General features: G+C 61.9%; 20 protein-coding genes. 15 read left to right on the top strand and 5 right to left on the bottom strand.

The annotated features are described in order from the left end of the window. The first annotated feature begins 36 nt into the window (after positions 1-36). From bchL to KG698_RS06315, 11 genes are all read left to right on the top strand, one after another. A complete protein-coding gene (gene bchL / locus KG698_RS06365; RefSeq protein WP_213684992.1) occupies positions 37-960 on the top strand; it encodes a ferredoxin:protochlorophyllide reductase (ATP-dependent) iron-sulfur ATP-binding protein in 924 nt (307 codons plus the stop codon). Then, positions 960-1,652: a magnesium protoporphyrin IX methyltransferase gene (gene bchM, locus KG698_RS06360; RefSeq protein WP_213684734.1), complete on the top strand. Its 693-nt coding sequence runs from the start codon at positions 960-962 to the stop codon at positions 1,650-1,652. The genes bchL and bchM overlap by 1 nt, the downstream gene beginning before the upstream one ends. After that, positions 1,649-3,076 (top strand): PucC family protein, encoded by a 1,428-nt coding sequence (locus KG698_RS06355; protein WP_213684733.1) that lies wholly within the window; start codon positions 1,649-1,651, stop codon positions 3,074-3,076. Before bchM ends, KG698_RS06355 begins: the two co-directional genes overlap by 4 nt. A 27-nt stretch (positions 3,077-3,103) precedes the next feature. Next, a complete protein-coding gene (gene puhA, locus KG698_RS06350; protein ID WP_213684732.1) occupies positions 3,104-3,889 on the top strand; it encodes a photosynthetic reaction center subunit H in 786 nt (261 codons plus the stop codon). Between the two features lie 64 nt (positions 3,890-3,953). Next, a complete protein-coding gene (puhB, locus tag KG698_RS06345) occupies positions 3,954-4,598 on the top strand; it encodes a photosynthetic complex putative assembly protein PuhB (protein WP_213684731.1) in 645 nt (214 codons plus the stop codon). Between the two features lie 5 nt (positions 4,599-4,603). Then, complete coding sequence (puhC, locus tag KG698_RS06340) at positions 4,604-5,092, top strand: photosynthetic complex assembly protein PuhC (RefSeq protein WP_213684730.1); 489 nt, start codon at positions 4,604-4,606, stop codon at positions 5,090-5,092. Between the two features lie 3 nt (positions 5,093-5,095). Continuing rightward, a complete protein-coding gene (locus tag KG698_RS06335) occupies positions 5,096-5,434 on the top strand; it encodes a hypothetical protein (RefSeq protein ID WP_213684729.1) in 339 nt (112 codons plus the stop codon). Then, the gene (gene acsF, locus KG698_RS06330) at positions 5,431-6,543 is read left to right on the top strand and encodes a magnesium-protoporphyrin IX monomethyl ester (oxidative) cyclase (RefSeq protein WP_213684728.1); all 1,113 of its coding nucleotides are present in this window, start codon (positions 5,431-5,433) and stop codon (positions 6,541-6,543) included. The genes KG698_RS06335 and acsF overlap by 4 nt, the downstream gene beginning before the upstream one ends. Then, entirely contained in the window at positions 6,543-7,355 is an 813-nt protein-coding gene (gene puhE / locus KG698_RS06325; protein ID WP_213684727.1) for a putative photosynthetic complex assembly protein PuhE, read from the top strand. Before acsF ends, puhE begins: the two co-directional genes overlap by 1 nt. Continuing rightward, positions 7,352-8,563 (top strand): 5-aminolevulinate synthase, encoded by a 1,212-nt coding sequence (hemA, locus tag KG698_RS06320; RefSeq protein ID WP_213684726.1) that lies wholly within the window; start codon positions 7,352-7,354, stop codon positions 8,561-8,563. Before puhE ends, hemA begins: the two co-directional genes overlap by 4 nt. Before the next feature lie 81 nt (positions 8,564-8,644). Then, the gene (locus KG698_RS06315) at positions 8,645-9,088 is read left to right on the top strand and encodes a c-type cytochrome (protein ID WP_213684725.1); all 444 of its coding nucleotides are present in this window, start codon (positions 8,645-8,647) and stop codon (positions 9,086-9,088) included. A 63-nt stretch (positions 9,089-9,151) separates the two neighbouring features. On the opposite strand, the gene bchO is transcribed toward KG698_RS06315, so the two are convergent. The 4 genes from bchO to crtA are packed head-to-tail and all read right to left on the bottom strand — an operon-like array spanning position 9,152 to position 13,462. Continuing rightward, positions 9,152-10,012 (bottom strand): alpha/beta fold hydrolase BchO, encoded by an 861-nt coding sequence (gene bchO / locus KG698_RS06310; RefSeq protein ID WP_213684724.1) that lies wholly within the window; start codon positions 10,010-10,012, stop codon positions 9,152-9,154. Then, entirely contained in the window at positions 10,009-11,712 is a 1,704-nt protein-coding gene (locus KG698_RS06305; protein WP_213684723.1) for a magnesium chelatase subunit D, read from the bottom strand. Before KG698_RS06305 ends, bchO begins: the two co-directional genes overlap by 4 nt. Then, entirely contained in the window at positions 11,709-12,713 is a 1,005-nt protein-coding gene (gene bchI, locus KG698_RS06300) for a magnesium chelatase ATPase subunit I (protein WP_213684991.1), read from the bottom strand. Before bchI ends, KG698_RS06305 begins: the two co-directional genes overlap by 4 nt. Positions 12,714-12,724: 11 nt before the next feature. Continuing rightward, on the bottom strand, positions 12,725-13,462 hold the full coding sequence (crtA, locus tag KG698_RS06295) for a spheroidene monooxygenase (RefSeq protein ID WP_213684722.1): 738 nt from the start codon (positions 13,460-13,462) through the stop codon (positions 12,725-12,727). A 133-nt stretch (positions 13,463-13,595) separates the two neighbouring features. Here crtA and KG698_RS06290 point away from each other — a divergent pair, with 133 nt between their 5' ends. The 4 genes from KG698_RS06290 to KG698_RS06275 are packed head-to-tail and all read left to right on the top strand — an operon-like array spanning position 13,596 to position 16,922. Beyond that, positions 13,596-15,149: a phytoene desaturase gene (locus KG698_RS06290; RefSeq protein ID WP_213684721.1), complete on the top strand. Its 1,554-nt coding sequence runs from the start codon at positions 13,596-13,598 to the stop codon at positions 15,147-15,149. Then, a complete protein-coding gene (gene crtB / locus KG698_RS06285; protein ID WP_213684720.1) occupies positions 15,146-16,171 on the top strand; it encodes a 15-cis-phytoene synthase in 1,026 nt (341 codons plus the stop codon). The genes KG698_RS06290 and crtB overlap by 4 nt, the downstream gene beginning before the upstream one ends. Positions 16,172-16,188: 17 nt before the next feature. Further along, on the top strand, positions 16,189-16,653 hold the full coding sequence (locus KG698_RS06280; RefSeq protein WP_213684719.1) for a TspO/MBR family protein: 465 nt from the start codon (positions 16,189-16,191) through the stop codon (positions 16,651-16,653). Between the two features lie 20 nt (positions 16,654-16,673). After that, positions 16,674-16,922 (top strand): hypothetical protein, encoded by a 249-nt coding sequence (locus tag KG698_RS06275; RefSeq protein ID WP_213684718.1) that lies wholly within the window; start codon positions 16,674-16,676, stop codon positions 16,920-16,922. Between the two features lie 55 nt (positions 16,923-16,977). Here the strand turns inward: KG698_RS06275 and KG698_RS06270 are convergent, their stop codons facing one another. Next, entirely contained in the window at positions 16,978-17,253 is a 276-nt protein-coding gene (locus KG698_RS06270; RefSeq protein ID WP_213684717.1) for a type II toxin-antitoxin system ParD family antitoxin, read from the bottom strand. Between the last annotated feature and the right edge of the window lie 85 nt (positions 17,254-17,338).

The raw sequence follows: 17,338 nt of genomic DNA, 5'->3' as shown, positions 1-17,338 counted from the left end.
TTGGACGAAAAATCACCCCCCGCTGCCCGTGCCGCAATGCGCGAGGCCGCAGGTCTGGCCAAGCGCGATCTGGGCGCACCCCCGGTGCTGCGCAAGGGCGAAGATGGCGAGGGATCGCTGCAGGTGCATCTCGACCCGTCGATGAAGATCGAGGGGGCGCAGGTTTTCGCGGTTTACGGCAAGGGCGGGATCGGGAAATCGACGACCTCCTCCAACCTTTCGGCGGCGTTCTCCAAGCTGGGCAAGAAAGTGCTCCAGATCGGCTGTGACCCCAAGCATGACAGCACCTTTACCCTGACCGGCCATTTGCAGCCGACGGTGATCGATATTCTGAAAGATGTGGATTTCCATGCCGAGGAACTCCGCCCCGAGGATTTCGTGACCATGGGCTATAATGGCGTCATGTGCATCGAGGCGGGTGGCCCGCCCGCCGGCACCGGCTGTGGCGGTTATGTCGTGGGCCAGACGGTCAAGCTTTTGAAACAACATCATTTGCTGGAAGATACCGATGTGGTGATCTTCGATGTGCTGGGCGATGTGGTCTGCGGTGGCTTTGCAGCACCCCTACAACATGCCGACCGCGCGGTGATCGTGACGGCCAATGATTTCGACAGCATCTATGCGATGAACCGCATCATCGCCGCCGTTCAGGCAAAGTCGAAGAATTACAATGTGCGGCTGGCGGGGTGCATCGCCAACCGCTCCAAGGCGACGGATGAGGTTGATCGCTACTGCGCCGAGGTTGGTTTCAACCGCATCGCGCATATGCCCGATGTGGATGCGATCCGCCGCTCGCGGTTGAAGAAAAAGACCCTGTTCGAGATGCCCGATGAAGAAGATATCGTGCAGTGCCGCGCCGAATATATCCGGCTGGCTGAGACCCTATGGGCCGGAACAGAGCCGCTTTCGCCCGAGCCGCTGGAAGATCGCCATATCTTTGAACTGCTGGGTTTTGATTGATGGTCGCCACGCCGACATATGGGCGCACACGCGACCGGGTCGAAGAGTATTTCGACCGCACCGCTACCCGGACGTGGGAGCGGCTGACCTCTGACGCGCCTGTGTCGGGCATTCGCCAGACCGTGCGCGAAGGGCGTGACCGGATGCGCGCGATCATGTTGGCGCAATTGCCCGCTGATCTGACGGGCAAGCGTGTGCTTGACGCGGGTTGCGGCACGGGTGCCATGACCGAGGAATTGGCCCGCCGTGGCGCGGATGTGGTGGCGATTGATATCTCGCCCGCGCTGGTCGAGATCGCGGCCAAGCGCCTGCCCGAAGCCCTTGCCCCGCGCGTCACCTTTACCTCGGGCGATATGCTCGCCGATGGCTTGGGCGCATTCGATCATGTCATGGCGATGGACAGCATGATTTATTACACTGCCCCCGATTTGGGCCGGGCGCTGGCCCATCTTTGCCCCCGCGTGCAGGGCAGCATCGTCTTCACCGTGGCACCGCGCACGCCCTTCCTGATGGCCTTCTGGGGCTTGGGAAAGCTGTTCCCGCGTTCTGATCGCTCGCCCGTGATGATCCCGCACAACCCGCGCAAGCTGGCGCAAGAAGCGATACGAAGCGGCGCAACAGGGTCGATCCGCGACGTCGAGCGGGTCGCCCGTGGGTTCTATATCTCGACATGTCTGGAGTACCGGGCATGAGCGTGCTCAAGCGCATATCGATCCGGTATCTGCCCTTTGCGGATGCGGCGTCGGACGATCTGCCGCTTGGGCAATTGCTGCGCCTGTCGCTGTTTCAGGTCTCGGTCGGTATGGCCACCGTCATGCTGCTTGGCACGCTGAACCGCGTCATGATCGTGGAGTTAAAGGTCGCGGCCTTTCTTGTCGCCGCCATGGTGGCGCTGCCTGTGTTGATCGCGCCCTTCCGCGCGCTGTTGGGCTTTAAATCCGACACCTATAAATCGGCCATCGGCTGGAAGCGTATTCCCTATCTCTGGTTTGGCACGCTGTGGCAGTTCGGCGGCCTTGCCATCATGCCCGCCGCCCTTTTGGTGCTGGGCGGTGATGTCACGCAGGTGCGCTACGACATCCCCTTTGCCGGTGAGGCGCTGGCAGCGCTGGCCTTTTTGATGACCGGTCTTGGCATGCATATGACCCAGACCGCCGGTCTGGCCTTGGCCGCCGACCGCGCCACGGATGAGACGCGCCCGCGTGTTGTGGCGCTGCTTTATGTCATGCTGCTGGTCGGCATGGCGGTCTCGTCGCTGGTGATCGGCTATCTGCTCAAGGAATTCACCGCGCTGGAGTTGATCGGCGTGGTGCAGGGTGCGGCACTCATGACCTTGGTCTTGAACGTCATCGCGCTGTGGAAGCAAGAGCGCGTCCGCCCGATGAACCGGGCCGAACGTGAGGCACCCACCCCCAGTTTCCGCGATGCATGGGCCGATTACGCCGCTGGCGGCACCGCCGGGCGGCTGTTGGTCGTGGTGTTTCTGGGGACTATGGCCTTCAACATGCAAGATGTGCTGCTTGAACCCTACGGCGGCGAGATCTTGGGGCTGAGTGTATCGGCCACCACGCTTTTGACCGCAAGCTGGGCGGCGGGTGCCTTGGTCGGTTTTGCGTTTGCCGCGAAATGGCTGGCCGAAGGAATGAACCCCTACCGCATGGGCGCGCGCGGTATTCTGGCCGGGCTTGCCGCCTTTTCCGCCGTGATTTTTGCCAATCCCATGGGCTCGTCCGAGATGTTCTTTATCGGGGCTTGCCTGATCGGCTTCGGCGGCGGGCTTTTCGCGGTCGCGACCCTGACCGCCGCCATGACCATGCCCGCGGGCGTTGCTGGGCGCGGTTTGGCGCTGGGCGCATGGGGGGCCGCGCAAGCGACCGCTGCGGGCCTGTCCACCGCCATCGGCGGCGGCCTGCGTGATCTGGTGAACGCGGCCGCGACCCAAGGCCATTTGGGTGTCGCGCTGAATGACCCGAGTACGGGGTATTCGGTTGTCTATCACCTCGAGATTTTTCTGCTTTTCGTCACGCTTGTGGCCCTTGGGCCGCTTGTTCGCACTGCAACGACCAACAGGAACGGGGGGACCGGGAAGTTCGGGCTCGCCGACCTTCCCACCTGAGACCGCCGAACCCGAGAGGATCTAACCATGGAAGCTACATTCTTCGGCAATTTCGATCTGGCCAGCCTGTCTATCTGGCTGTTTTGGATCTTTTTCGCCCTGCTGATCTATTATCTGCAGACCGAGAACATGCGCGAAGGCTATCCGCTGGAAAACGAGGACGGCACCGCCGCCCCGAACCAGGGCCCCTTCCCCGTTCCCGACGCCAAGACCTTTAAGCTGATGCATGGTCGCGGCGAAGTCACCGTCCCCTCGATCGAGAACGAGAATGCGCATCGCCGCACCGATCTCGCGATGGAGCGGTCGAACTTTGGCACCAGCAACGGCTACCCCTATGACCCAGTCGGCGACCCGATGTTGGCGGGCGTCGGCTCGGGCGCTTGGACGCCGCGCCGCGATGTGCCGGAACTTGACGGTCACGGCCATGCCAAGATCGTGCCGATGGGCCAGACCGAGACTTTCCGTGTCTCGGCCGGGCGCGATCCGCGCGGTATGCCGGTTGTGGCCGGTGATGGTGCGGTTGTCGGCACGATCAGCGATATGTGGGTCGATGCGCCCGAACAGCTGATCCGCTACCTCGAGATCGAGCTGGATGGCGATCATGGCGGCGGCAAGCGGCTTGTGCCGATGACCTTCTGCCGGATCTGGGGCGGCAAGGTGAAGATCAATTCGATCTACGGCAAGCATTTCGCCGCCGTGCCCGTCACCAAATCCTCCACGCAGATCACCCTGCTCGAGGAAGAAAAGATCTCCGCCTACTACGGCGGCGGTATTCTCTACGCTGCGCAGGATCGTTTGGACCCGCTCCTGTGACCTAAAACCGGCGCGCGCATCAGACCCGCGCGCCGGACCACGACCGACGAAGGAGAAACGACCGATGTCTCATGATCATGACGATTTTGCCACTGAACCTGTCCGCGGCCTTCCCGAGGAATTGCCGCCGGGCGAAGAGATATTGTGGCAGGGCCAGCCAAGCTGGTGGCAACTTGCCTGCGAAAGCCTGAATTTCTGGTGGGTGGCGGGCTATTTCACCTTTCTGTTCGCATGGCGCACCATTGGTGGTGCCGCGACCGAAAGCTGGGCCGACAGCGCCACGGCGGCGTCATTCTTCCTTGTGCTGGGGCTGATCGTTTGCACCATCTTGGTGCTGGTCGCGCTGATGCAGGCCAAGGCGACGGTTTACACCATCACCAATAAGCGGGTCGCGATGCGCATCGGCGCGGCGCTGACCATGACGCTGAACCTTCCGTTCAAGAAGATCGCGAATGCCGATCTGGGCGTGCGCAAGAACGGCACCGGCACCATCGCGCTTGAGCTGATGGAGGATGACGGCGCGCGGCTGTCTTACATCCTGACATGGCCGCATGTGCGCCCGTGGAAGATGAAACAAACCCAGCCCGCGCTGCGCTGCATCCCCGATGTGCGCAAGGTGGCCGCGATCTTGGCCGAGGCGGCGGAAACCGCTGTGTCCGAACCTGTTATTGAACGCGCACCGGCCCATCAGCCGGTCGCGGCGGAGTGAACGCCATGGCCTATACCCGTAGCTACAACAAGCATGAGCAAAAGCTGGTCGAACGCGACAAGGAAATGGTGCCAACCATCCTTGTGCGCGCGATGTTCGTGCTTTGCGTGTGTGTCCTGATCATCGTGGCATATGCAAGGCTGACCGATCGCCCGCTGGCCGCGATGCCGCCCAGCGAGGCCGAAGTGCCCGCCGTGCAAGAGCGGATGATCCGGATTTTCGGCCAAATGGACGGTTCGGCCCGTGTGCTGGACCTGAACGGTTCCTTGATCCTTGATCTGGGGCCGACCGAAGGCGGCTTTGTCGCCGGAATCTACCGCGTGCTGGAGCGCGAGCGTGGGGCCGTCGGCCGCCATGCATCGGAGCCCATCCGGTTGGTGCGTTTTTCAGACGGACGCATCGGGCTTCGTGATGACCTGACCGATTTCAGGGCCGAGCTTTTCGGCTTTGGGGCGGACAACGAGCGGGTCTTTGCCCGCATGCTGGAGGAATGACCAATGGGATGGCTCACGAAAGACTTTGAAACCGCACCCTGCGAAGTGGAGGTCAGCCACCGCTTCGACAGTTTGCATGCACATGTGAAGTTCCTGAACGGCGCCGTGATTAACCCCGGCGACGAGGTTCAGGTGCAAGGCCCGCCCGTGATGGCGCCCTATGGCGAGGTGATCCGCGAAGAACGCATCGCCCGCATCACGCGCGCCAGCAAACTCGAACAACTCTGGACCCGCATGACCGGGGATTTCGAGTTTATGGAGCTGTGCGAGTTCTCGTTTAGCGACGAGGTCATGCCTCAAGTAGCGCAAAGCGCGGTAGGCAAGAGAGGAATCCCAGCATGAAAGATATGACACATTCCGCCGACGCCACCACCGTCGAAGAGGCGCTGGCAGCCGACAACCATCAAGGCATCGTCGACAGCGAAGGTGCCACCGCGCTGGCGATGCAAAACACGCTGCTGACCCCGCGGTTTTACACCACCGATTTCGACGAGATGGACGCGATTGATGTGAGCCCGGTGCGCAAAGACTGGGATCTGTTGATCGACCAGATGAAAAGCGACCCGAACAAGGGCCATTTCAAGAAGAACGAAGATTGGGATCATGTCGATTGGGACGGGATGGAACCCAAGCTCAAGGCCGAGTTCATCGATTTCCTTGTCTCGTCCTGCACGGCCGAATTTTCGGGCTGTGTGCTCTATAAGGAAATGAAGCGGCGCGGCAATAACGAGGATATCGTGACGCTGTTCCAGCTTATGGCGCGTGACGAGGCGCGGCATGCGGGCTTTATCAACGATGCGCTGCGCGAAGCGGGGATCGCCGTGAACCTCGGGTTCCTGACCCAAAAGAAGAAATACACCTATTTCCGGCCCAAGTTCATCTACTACGCAACCTACCTGTCGGAAAAGATCGGCTACGCGCGGTACATCACCATTTACCGCCACCTCGAGGCGAACCCCGAGTTGCGGTTCCACCCGATTTTCAAGTGGTTCAAGGAATGGTGCAACGACGAGTTCAGCCATGGCGAGGCCTTTGCCCTGCTGATGAAGACCGACCCCAAGCTGACCTCGGGCGTCAATGTGCTGTGGATCAAGTTCTTCCTCACGGCGGTCTATTCCACCATGTATGTGCGCGATCACCAGCGCCCAGCGTTTCACGCAGCCCTTGGCGTGGACCCCGATTGGTATGCCCATGAGGTCTTTACCAAGACCTCGGAAATCTCCAAGCAGGTGTTCCCGATCACGCTCGATATCGACCATCCGCGCTGGCAAAAGGGGCTGGTTGCGATGCAACGCGCCAATGCCGATCTGGCCATGGCGAAAAAGTCGGGCAATTGGGTCAAGCGGATCGGTGCGACGGTCCGTGCGACCACGGCATTCGTCAGCCTGCTGACCATCCCTGCCGTCAAGCATCGCGTGCCGGCCTCCACCCGGTTGGAGCCTGCATATTGATGCTCAGCTCGCCTTGGATCGCAGCCCTCGTGGCCTTGTTCTTCTGGTGGTTCGCCACCGGGGCGATCCTTATGGCTGTGCGGCGCGCGGATCGTGAAGGGGCCAAGGCACGGCTTTGGGCCGTGCTTTGGAACCTGCCCTTTCTGCTTTTGGGCGGCTTCGGCTTTCTCGACACGCTGGGCAACACCAGCGTGGCGGGGGTTTACGTGGGCTTTTTGTCGGCGCTGGCGCTTTGGGGCTGGATTGAATTGGCGTTCCTGACCGGCGTGATCACTGGCCCGGTCCGCCAACCGCTGAAAGCGGGGGTGCGCGAATGGGAACGCTTTATCCGCGCATGGGGCACCATCGCCTATCACGAAATGCTGTTGGCCTTCACGCTTTTGGCGATGATCGTGGCAAGCCTTGGCGCAGAAAACCAGTTCGGCATGTGGACCTTTGCGGTGCTGTTCGCCGCGCGGGTTTCGGCCAAGCTCAACCTTTTTCTCGGGGTCCGCAAAATCAATGTGGAATTCCTCCCCGAGCATCTGAACCACCTGCCCAGCCATTTCCGCATCGCGCGGATGAACTGGCTTTTCCCGATCTCGATCACTGGCCTTAGCTTTGCTGTCGCCTGTTTCCTCGAGCGGATCTGGGCGGTCGAAACGCAGGCCGACATCGTCGGCTTTGCCCTATTGAGCGCGCTTACCGCGCTCGCGCTGCTGGAGCACTGGTTCATGGTGCTTCCGCTTCCTGACGAGAAACTTTGGCGCTGGATGCTTGCAGAGCGGACAGTGCCCAACCAAGCCATTAAGACAAGCGAGGATGCCCGATGAACTTTGACAAGCTGTTCCAAACCCAGCTCGATCATCTCAAGCAGGAGGGCAATTACCGCGTCTTTGCCGAACTTCAGCGGAAATGCGGGGCCTTTCCCCGTGTGAAAAACCACTCGCATGGTCAGGACGAGGTGACTGTGTGGTGTTCCAACGATTATCTGGGCATGGGCCAGCATCCCGACGTCATCAACGCGATGGTTGAGACCGTGCAAGAATGTGGCACAGGCGCGGGTGGCACGCGCAATATCTCGGGCAATGCATGGCACCATAAACAGCTCGAGGCGGAACTGGCCGATCTGCACGGCAAGGAAGCGGCGCTTTTGTTCACCTCTGGCTATGTGTCGAACTGGGCGGCGCTGTCGACCTTGGGCGCGCGCCTGCCTAATGCGGTGATCTTGTCGGATGAGCTAAACCACGCCTCGATGATCGAGGGCATCCGCCACGCGCGCTGCCAGAAAGTGATCTGGAAGCATAACGACCCCGAAGATCTGGACCGCAAGCTGGCCAGCCTGCCCGCCAATGCGACCAAGATCGTGGCCTTTGAATCCGTCTATTCGATGGATGGCGATATCGCGCCGATCAAAGAAATCCTCGATGTCTGCGACAAGCATGGCGCGATGTCCTACATCGATGAGGTCCATGCCGTTGGCATGTATGGTCCGCGCGGTGGCGGTGTGGCCGAGCGCGAAGGGCTGATGGACCGCATCACCTTGATCGAGGGGACACTGGGCAAGGCGTTTGGCGTCGTCGGCGGCTATATCACCGGAAGCCATGCTTTGGTCGACTTCATCCGCAGCTTTGCCAGCGGGTTTATTTTTACCACGGCCCTTCCGCCCGCCGTGGCGGCCGCCGCCACCGCCTCGATCCGGCATTTGAAAGAAAGCTCGTATGAGCGCGACATGCAAAAGCGGCAGGTTGCCCGCCTGCGCGCGCGTTTGGACGCCGAGGGTATCCCGCACGAGATGAACGCAAGCCACATCATCCCGGTGATGGTGAAAGACCCGGTCAAATGCCGGATGCTGTCGGACATCTTGATGGATCAGTTCGGCATCTATGTGCAGCCGATCAACTACCCCACCGTGCCCAAGGGGACCGAGCGTTTGCGCTTTACCCCCGGCCCGCTGCACAGCGATGAGGATATCGAATATCTGGTCTTGGCGCTCAAGACTTTGTGGAAACAATGCGCCATTGCCCATGCCGTCGCGTGAATTTGAAAAAAACCACTGGACCCTAGCAGGATCGACATAGTTTATCCCTATCGAGACCATTCGAGAGAGGGAGACAACCTGATGAGTCGCAAAATCGTGCTCGCTGCTGCTGCTTTGTTTTTGTCGGCACCGATGGCTATGGCTGACGCCCATGCCGCCTCCGGTGATGCGGCGGCTGGCGAACGTGTGTTCAACCAGTGCGTGGCCTGCCACGTGGTGCAGAACGAAGCGGGTGACGTTTTGGCTGGCCGCAATGCGCGGACCGGCCCCAACCTGTACGGTATCGCAGGCAAAACATGGGCCCACATCGAAGATTTCCGCTGGTCGCCCGGCATGACGGCACTGAAAGATGCCGGCATCATCGTGACCGAGGAAAGCTTTGTCGCCTATGTCCAAGATCCGACCGCCTATATCCGTGAAGCAACGGGGAATAACTCGGCACGCGGCGCGATGAGCTTCCGTGTACGCTCCGAGGCGGATGCCAAGAACGTCTACGCCTACATCGTCTCTTTGTCGGCGCAGTAAGTTAAATTTTAGGGTTTCTTGACGGCAACCCGGACAAAGGGCGCCCCACTTGGGCGCCCTTTTTCATGGCGCGGCGACAAAGCGCCTGATCTCGGTTGTGACAAGGGCCGGTGCCTCTTCATGGGCCAGATGGCCGATGCCGGGCAGTGTGATCAGTTTCGCCTGCGGCATGGCCCGCGCGGCGCGCTCGGCCACCCGTAGCGGTACGGCCCCGTCATGCGCGCCATGGATGAAGAGCGTGGGCGTGATAATGGATGGCAGCGCCGCATTCAGCGCATCAAGCGACCACTGCGCCATCATGGCCAGCGTCCCATCCACATGGGCGCGCCGCCCGATCAGATGGGCGTAGCGTGCCAGCCCCACCTCATCCAGCGTGGTGCCAGCCGAGCCCAAGATCGCGCGCACCTGTGACACCCCACGACCGCCTTGCGCGATCAACAGCCCGGTGAAGGGGTTGAGCGCCAGCATCTTGGCCATGACCGGAAAGAGCCAGCCAGCGGTGCCTTGGAAGTTCTCAAGCGCGCCATTGATGATCACCAGATGCGCGGGAGAAAGAAGACCCTGATGCGCCAGTTCGAGACTGACCGCACCCCCCGCAGAATGACCGATGATCAGGCTGGGCGACCAGCCTTCTTGGATGCAAAGCGTGGCGATATCGCGGGCGACATCGCCCAAGCGCGCGCGCCCCTTGGGGCTACGCGTCCAGCCATGGCCGGGCAGGTCCAGCGCGATGACCCGGTGATCGCGGGCCAGATCGGGGATCAGCGCGGCCCAGCTATGGCTAGATGCACCCGCGCCATGCAGCAAAAGCACATCCGGCCCGGTGCCGATGATTTGCACATGCCAGCGATGCGGCCGGGCCGCGATAATCTGGCTGGCCGCGACATTGGGCCAGTCCGGCGGGGGTAGATCAGCCGCGCTCATGCAAGGCTCAGCGATGCATCCACCGCAGCAGACAAGGCGCGCGCATCCGCGCGTGGCAGCGCCAGATAGGGCGCGCCCAGATCGCCCGCCAGCGTCGCAAGCCCCGGTGTTGGCCGCAGCCCCGTGTCGATCACAAGCGCCGGGATACCGCGCGCGCGGATCGCCTTGGCCATAGCGGTTGCATCTGTGCCTGCCTGCGCGCGATTGGCGATCCCGGCCAGATCCACATTGGCCCGCCCATCGGTCAACACCGCAAGCGAGGCTGTCATGCCCTTGCCCTGCGCCAAAAGCGCCAGTTCAAGCGCGGCCTTTAGCCCAGCGGCCAAGGGCGTGCCACCGCCACCCGGCAGCTGCGCCAAACGGCGCTTTGTCTGCACAAGCGAGCGTGTTGGCGGCAAAAGCACCTCGGCCCCATCACCGCGAAAAGCGACAAGGGCCACATGATCACGCCGGGCATAAGCCTCGCCCAGCAAAAGCTCGATCGCGCCCTTGGCCTCGCCCAATCGGGCCAAGGCGGCAGAACCCGAGGCATCGACGACAAAGATGATCGCGCGGTCCGATGTCTCCTCGAACTGCCGTAGGCGGATATCGGACATCTGGATATGCAGCCGGTCATGCGCCCCGCTGGCCTTGCGGCGCATCGGTTGCCAAGGTGCGGCTGCGCGCAGGGTCGCGACCAGATCGACGCGCGCATCGCCGCCCATACGCCCCGGCCGTGACGGCAGGGGGCGACCCCGACGGTTCCCCTTTTTCGCGGCACCCGAGCCATTGGCGGCGGGCGCTTGCCGCGCCGCGCGCCCAGCTTGCAGGCGGGCCAAAAGGTCGGGGGGCAGCATGGCTTTGGCCGCTTCGATCAGCATCTCGACCGGGGGCAGGTCGGTTTGGTTCTGGTCGTCGCCCTCATCGGCCGTTTCGGCCTTTTCGGGGTTGGGCGGATCGGGTTCGGTCTCGGGCGGTGGCTCTTGCGTATTCTGTGGAAGTTGCGTGGCGCGCGGCGCGAGGACCAATTCAACCGCAAGGGTCAAATCGGCTTGTTCGACACGATCCTCACCCATCAGCGCGGCACTTGCGCGGGCAAGTGCCAGCGCTTGCAGCGGTGCGCGCAGCGACCCGATACCCAAACGCGCCGCGACCTCGGCCATTTCGCAAATGGCGCTGTCGGGCAGCGTGACGCGGGGCAAAAGCAAGCGCGCCTCGGCCAATGCAGCAAGATCCAAGGCAAGTTCGGGCGCGTCCGATAGACCCTGTGCGGCAAGATCGAGATGGATCGCGAGGCGATCAGCCAAGGCAGGGGGGAGTGTCTCCTCCGGCTCTGCGCCCTCATCGAAGGCAATCAGAGATAGGCCCTTGCGCGCATCTATGGCGGTGGCAAGGCGCGCGGCCAATCCGGGCTTGACCCGCTCGGCCATGGGCATCAGCAAGACCGCCGTGCCATCCAATATCCCGCGGGTGCGGATGACCTGCCTTTCGGCCAAGGTCGCGGCAAGATCGATCCCGCCAAAAAGCGCATCATCCCCGATACCGGGGTGCAAGCGGCGCAAGGAAAGACCCTGCAACGCCTTTTCGAGACCATTTTGCACCCTGTCCCTGACCGGACCGACGCGGGCGCGCAGCCAGATACCGCCCAGTGCTGCCGGATCGAGCGCGAAACAGGCCAGCGCCAGATTGACCCTTTGCCAGCGCTCTTGGCTGTCGGTCACGCCAAGACCTCCTCCACCACGCGGGTCACACGGGTGGTCGATCCGGCCTCATCCAGCGGATCGCGGCGCAGGCGGTGGCGCAGCGCAGCAGGGGCCACGCGGCGGAGGTGATCGCGGGTGACGACGCGCTCACCATCGAAGGCGGCAAGCGCGCGTGCGGCGCGCAGCAGCGTCAACTCACCCCGTAGGCCGTCGGAACCCAAGGCCAAGCAAAGTGCTGCACAATCGCGCAAGATCGGCTCGCCTGCGTCGACATGGCCAAGCCCCGCGCGGGCGCTGACGATACGCGCGCGCAGCTCCATATCCGTGCCGCGCCATTCGGTCAGGAACCCGCCCGGATCGCGATCATAGCTATCGCGGCGGCGGATGACTTCGATCCGCGTGTCGATATCCTTGGGCGAGGTCACATCGACCGAAAGCCCGAACCGGTCAAGCAGCTGTGGGCGCAATTCGCCCTCTTCGGGGTTGCCGGAACCGACCAACACAAAGCGCGCGGCGTGCCGGATCGATAGCCCCTCGCGCTCGACCACGTTGAGACCCGATTGGGCCACATCGAGAAGCAGATCGACCAGATGATCCTCGAGTAGGTTCACCTCATCGATATAGAGATAACCACGGTTGGCACGCGCCAGCAGGCCCGGCTCGAACGCCTTTTCGCCGCGCGTCAGTGCCTTTTCGATATCAAGCGCGCCCACCACGCGATCCTCGGTCGCGCCAAGCGGCAGGTCGATCACCGGCGTTGGCTTCTCGATGATGGCGGTATCGCTGACCTGTGCCCATGCGGGAATGTCACCCTCATGCGCGGAATTCACCGGGCAACCCGCGACCGCGCTGATCGGGGGCAAAAGTGCCGCCAGACCCCGCACGGCGGTGGATTTTCCAGTACCACGGTCCCCAAAGACCAGAACGCCGCCGATGCCGGGGTCGATCGCGGTCAGGATCATGGCCAGCTTCATATCCTCTTGCCCGACGATGGCGGAAAAGGGGAATGGCCCTGTCAGCGTGACATCTTTCATTCAGCAGCAACTTTCATATCTGTGGCATGGTCGATGCGCGCGGCGGTCAGATCGGGGGTTTGCCCCGCCCAACGCCCCTCGATCGCATCGACGCGAAACCTTGCGTAAAGCTCTTCCTTGAACAGCCCCTCGTCGCGGACGGCGCGAATTGCCGTCGCATGGGGGCCATCGGCACGGGCAAATGCGGCCATGCTGGCGGTATCGGGCCAGATCGAAAAGGTGGCTTGGCGCACAAGGGGCAATTCACCGATGCCGATTTTGAACAGCACATTGGGGTCGCTGCCGATGGCGCGCGAGATTGCGGGTTCGTGCCGCCAAAAGCGGCGCGCGGTGCGCATACGCACGGTGGCGCGGGTCAATGCAGCGACCGGGCCATCTGTGGCAACCTTTTGCGCGGTGAAAGGGGTGGCACCATCCCATTGGCCGCGCGCGGCGGTGGGGGTCAGGAAAATCGTCATCTGCTCATCCGCCATAGCGGCGTAACGACGAAAGATGCGAGTGCCGAACATCGCGCGGCGCGCGGTGTCATGGTCGGGCCATGTGGCGAGAATGGCATAGACGGATGTGTCGGGAATGGGCGTAAAGCCCTCGCCCACGCCGGAACCGCACAGTTTGACCGTGCCAATATCGCGAATGGCGCGCAGTGCGAATCGCGCTGGCCCCATCTGAAACAGCGCCCATGCGCGCGCGCGAACTGTGCCGAAGCGAAACAGGCTTAGGGTGACGGATTGCATGGCCGGTCCTCCATGTGTCAACAAAGTCTGACATATTGTAGCTGAGAAGAAAAGGCAATTCGCCTATAGATTGTCTTGGCAAAATGGACGCCACTGCCCTATTGTAAATCTAACTAGACAGTATGAGGCCCGGATGACCGACCGCAGCACAGCCAACGCCGCCTCTAGCGCGATCGTGATCGGCGCGGGGCTTGGCGGCCTCTCGGCCGCGATGCGGCTGGGCGCCAAGGGGTATCGGGTCACGCTGCTTGACCGGCTTGATCGTGCGGGCGGGCGCGGCTCGTCCATCACGCAACATGGCCACCGCTTTGATCTTGGCCCGACCATCGTGACCGTGCCGCAGGTGTTCGAACAGCTTTGGGCCGAATGTGGGCGCGATTTCCGCAAGGATGTCGATCTGCGCCCGGTCGATCCCTATTACGAGATTCGTTGGCGCGATGGATCGGTGTTTACCGTGCGCCAAGACGAGCAAGCCATGATCGACGAGGTGGCTCGCCTAAGCCCGCGCGATGTGCCGGGTTACAAGCGTTTCCTGAAAGATAGCGAAGCGCGCTATCAATTCGGCTTTGAGGGGTTGGGCCGCCGCCCCATGAACAAACTGATGGATCTGATCCGCGAATTACCCGGTTTTGTGAAGCTACGCGCGGATCGGTCGGTCTATGGCCATGCGCAAGCGCGTGTGCGCGACCCGCGTTTGCGTATGGCACTGTCGTTTCATCCGCTCTTTATCGGGGGCGATCCGACGCATGTGACCTCGATGTATATCTTGGTGTCGCATCTCGAGAAGGAGTTCGGGGTGCATTACGCCATGGGCGGGGTGCAGGCGATGGCCGATGCGATGGTGCGCGTGATCGAGGATCAGGGCGGCACTGTCCGGCGCGGTGTCGAGGTCGATGAGATCACGGTGACAAGCGGCCAAGCCGATGGCGTGGTCACAACCGATGGTGAACGCATCCGTGCCGATATCATCGTGTCCAATGCCGATCCGGGCCATACCTATGACCGGCTGTTGCGCAAACAGGCCAAGCGGCGTTGGACGCCCGCACGGCTGAACCGCTCGCGCTGGTCCATGGGCCTGTTCGTTTGGTATTTCGGCACCAAGGGGACCAAGGGCAAATGGGCCGATGTGGGCCACCACACCGTTCTGAACGGTCCGCGCTACAAGGGGCTACTCAACGACATTTTCATGAAGCGCCATTTAGCCCATGATATGTCGATCTATCTGCACCGCCCATCGGTCACTGATCCCTCGGTCGCGCCAGAGGGTGACGATACATTCTATGCACTCAGCCCCGTACCCAATCTACATGGCAAGGGCTCGGTCGATTGGGCCGAGATGGAGGAAACCTATCGCCAGCGCATGGCAAAGGTGTTGAACGACAATTTGATGCCCGGTTTCGAAGATCATCTGTCGGCCAGCCATATCCTAACGCCCGCCGATTTCGAAAGCCGCTACCTTAGCCCGCATGGCGCGGGCTTTAGCCTAGAGCCGCGGATTTTCCAATCGGCGTGGTTCCGGCCGCACAATATCTCGGAAGAATTTGGTAACCTGTTTCTGGTCGGGGCGGGCACGCATCCCGGCGCGGGTATTCCATCGGTCGTCACCTCGTCCGAGGTTTTGCGCCAATTGGTGCCGGATGCACCGCGCCCCTATGTGCGGCTTGATACAAAGGTCGCAGCAGAATGATTCGCCCCGATGATCTGGAATGGTGCCGCAACGCGATCCGCGAGGGGTCGTATTCCTTTCACGCGGCCTCCAAGCTTTTGCCTAGCGATGTGCGTGATGCGGCCTTGGCGCTTTATGCGTTTTGCAGGGTCGCCGATGACGAGGTTGATTTCGGCACGCATAAGCCATCGGCGGTTTTGGCCCTGCGCGATAGGTTGGAGCTGGCCTATGCGGGTCGGCCCAAGGATGCGCCGGCTGATCGCGCCTTTGCCAGCCTGATCGCAGATTACGACATGCCCCGCGCCTTGCCCGAGGCGCTTTTGGAAGGTCTGGCCTGGGACGGGATGGAGCGGCGCTATGCCAGCCTATCGGATCTGCGCGCCTATTCCGCGCGGGTTGCATCGGCCGTGGGGGCGATGATGTGCGTTTTGATGCGGGTGCGCGATCCACATGCGCTGGCGCGGGCCTGTGATCTGGGCGTGGCGATGCAATTGACCAATATCGCCCGCGATGTCGGCGAAGATGCACGCGCAGGACGGTTGTACCTGCCGACCGATTGGCTGGATGAGGCAGAGATCGATGCGGCGGATTTCCTCGCCAATCCGCGCGCCATACCCGAGATTAGGGCCATGGTGCGCCGTCTCTTGGCTGAGGCGGACAGGCTTTATCACCGCTCGGAAGCGGGGGTGAAGGGGCTTCCTATCGCGGCCCGCCCCGGCATTTTTGCGGCGCGCTATTGCTATGACGCGATTGGGCGCAAGCTGTCGCGCGGCGGTTATGACAGCGTCAGCGCGCGTGCCTTTACCACGCGGGGGCATAAAATGCGCCTCTTGGGATGGTCGGTGATCCGTGCTGGCATGGTCACCGCATTTCCGCAAAGCCCGGTCATCTATGCCCGCCCCTTGGCCGAGGTTTCCTTTCTGGTCGAGGCTGCAGCCCACCCAAGCACCGCTAAAACCGGGTGGAGCGACAATGTTTTGGCGGTTCTGTCGCAGTTGGAAGCCCGTGATCGCAGTGATGGTGGCTTGGCGCGGGGTGCCTGACGCCCTATGTCAGGGTCATGGATTGGGCATTATTCGCGATATTTCTGGCCGCTTGCGGTGCGGCGGCAACGACGGGCTCGATGTTTATGCCGGGCGCGTGGTATCGCGCCTTGTCAAAACCCAGCTGGACACCGCCTGATTGGGTCTTTCCGGTCGCGTGGACGGTGCTTTACCTGTCATCTGCCGTCGCCGCCGCCCGTGTCGCGCCGATGGAAGGCGCGGCCTATGGCATGGCGTTTTGGGCGATGCAGATCGCGTTCAATACGCTTTGGACCCCGGTGTTTTTCGGCCTGCGCCGTATCAGAGCGGCGTTCTTCATCATGCTGGGTCTGTGGGTTGCGGTCGCGGGAACGATGCTTGCCTTTTTCCAGCTTGATTGGATCGCCGGCGCGCTTTTCGTGCCTTACCTGATCTGGGTCAGCATTGCGGGTGCGCTGAATGCCAGCGTGTGGATGCGTAACCGACCACTTGCCGCAGCCTAGCGCAACATCCGCATCAGCATTTGCCGCACGTGATCCTGACCGCCGTAGAAAATGGCGAGGACATGCACCACTTTGCGCGCTTCTTGGAGTTCGAAATACAAAATCGCGCGGCTTTTTGTGACATGGCGGAGGTTGGGGGAAAGGGTCGGATCGCGCACGCCTTGATGCGGGACGTTAGCAAGGCTGTCGATATCGCTTTCGATCTGGTCGATCCTTGCGGCGCATTTGGCATGAGCACGGTCGACCGGCTCACCAAACGCAAGCATTGAAGCCAGAAGGTGGTCGTAGATCGCTTCTAGATCGGCCCCAACCGTCGCAGCCCGCTCAACCGTCCAGACCAAGTGCCGCCCTCTTGCGCGCCAACATGTCAGCCGTTTGTGCCTTTGCCTGTGCATTCGAGACGAACGGCCCCTTGCGCCGCGCGTCGAGGAGCGCTTTCAGCGCGGCGACATCGGCCATTTCTGCTTCGCGTTCTTGCTGGAGGCGGTCAAGCCCGTGCTGGATCACGGCGCTGATGCTGGCATAGCGGCCTTCTTCGACCAGCTTTCGGGCAAAGTCAGCTTGCTGGTCACTGAGCGAGATGGAGGTTTTGACGGTCATGCGCGGCCCCCTTTGGTGCTACTGAGTAGTATAAGGATGTTCTGCGCAAGAAAAAAGGGCCCCGCGAAGGGGCCCCTTTTGAAAA

This window comes from Roseicyclus sp. (assembly GCF_018402035.1).
Classification (GTDB): Bacteria; Pseudomonadota; Alphaproteobacteria; order Rhodobacterales; family Rhodobacteraceae; genus Roseicyclus.
Note: the sequence above shows the minus strand (reverse complement) of the source record. Positions and strands in the feature narration are given on the sequence as shown.

Coding starts and splice junctions, on each gene's coding strand:
- bchL (WP_213684992.1), top strand. CDS start 37: ATGCGCGAGGCCGCAGGTCTGGCCAAGCGCGATCTGGGCGCACCCCCG.
- bchM (WP_213684734.1), top strand. CDS start 960: ATGGTCGCCACGCCGACATATGGGCGCACACGCGACCGGGTCGAAGAG.
- KG698_RS06355 (WP_213684733.1), top strand. CDS start 1,649: ATGAGCGTGCTCAAGCGCATATCGATCCGGTATCTGCCCTTTGCGGAT.
- puhA (WP_213684732.1), top strand. CDS start 3,104: ATGGAAGCTACATTCTTCGGCAATTTCGATCTGGCCAGCCTGTCTATC.
- puhB (WP_213684731.1), top strand. CDS start 3,954: ATGTCTCATGATCATGACGATTTTGCCACTGAACCTGTCCGCGGCCTT.
- puhC (WP_213684730.1), top strand. CDS start 4,604: ATGGCCTATACCCGTAGCTACAACAAGCATGAGCAAAAGCTGGTCGAA.
- KG698_RS06335 (WP_213684729.1), top strand. CDS start 5,096: ATGGGATGGCTCACGAAAGACTTTGAAACCGCACCCTGCGAAGTGGAG.
- acsF (WP_213684728.1), top strand. CDS start 5,431: ATGAAAGATATGACACATTCCGCCGACGCCACCACCGTCGAAGAGGCG.
- puhE (WP_213684727.1), top strand. CDS start 6,543: ATGCTCAGCTCGCCTTGGATCGCAGCCCTCGTGGCCTTGTTCTTCTGG.
- hemA (WP_213684726.1), top strand. CDS start 7,352: ATGAACTTTGACAAGCTGTTCCAAACCCAGCTCGATCATCTCAAGCAG.
- KG698_RS06315 (WP_213684725.1), top strand. CDS start 8,645: ATGAGTCGCAAAATCGTGCTCGCTGCTGCTGCTTTGTTTTTGTCGGCA.
- bchO (WP_213684724.1), bottom strand. CDS start 10,012: ATGAGCGCGGCTGATCTACCCCCGCCGGACTGGCCCAATGTCGCGGCC.
- crtA (WP_213684722.1), bottom strand. CDS start 13,462: ATGCAATCCGTCACCCTAAGCCTGTTTCGCTTCGGCACAGTTCGCGCG.
- KG698_RS06290 (WP_213684721.1), top strand. CDS start 13,596: ATGACCGACCGCAGCACAGCCAACGCCGCCTCTAGCGCGATCGTGATC.
- crtB (WP_213684720.1), top strand. CDS start 15,146: ATGATTCGCCCCGATGATCTGGAATGGTGCCGCAACGCGATCCGCGAG.
- KG698_RS06280 (WP_213684719.1), top strand. CDS start 16,189: ATGGATTGGGCATTATTCGCGATATTTCTGGCCGCTTGCGGTGCGGCG.
- KG698_RS06270 (WP_213684717.1), bottom strand. CDS start 17,253: ATGACCGTCAAAACCTCCATCTCGCTCAGTGACCAGCAAGCTGACTTT.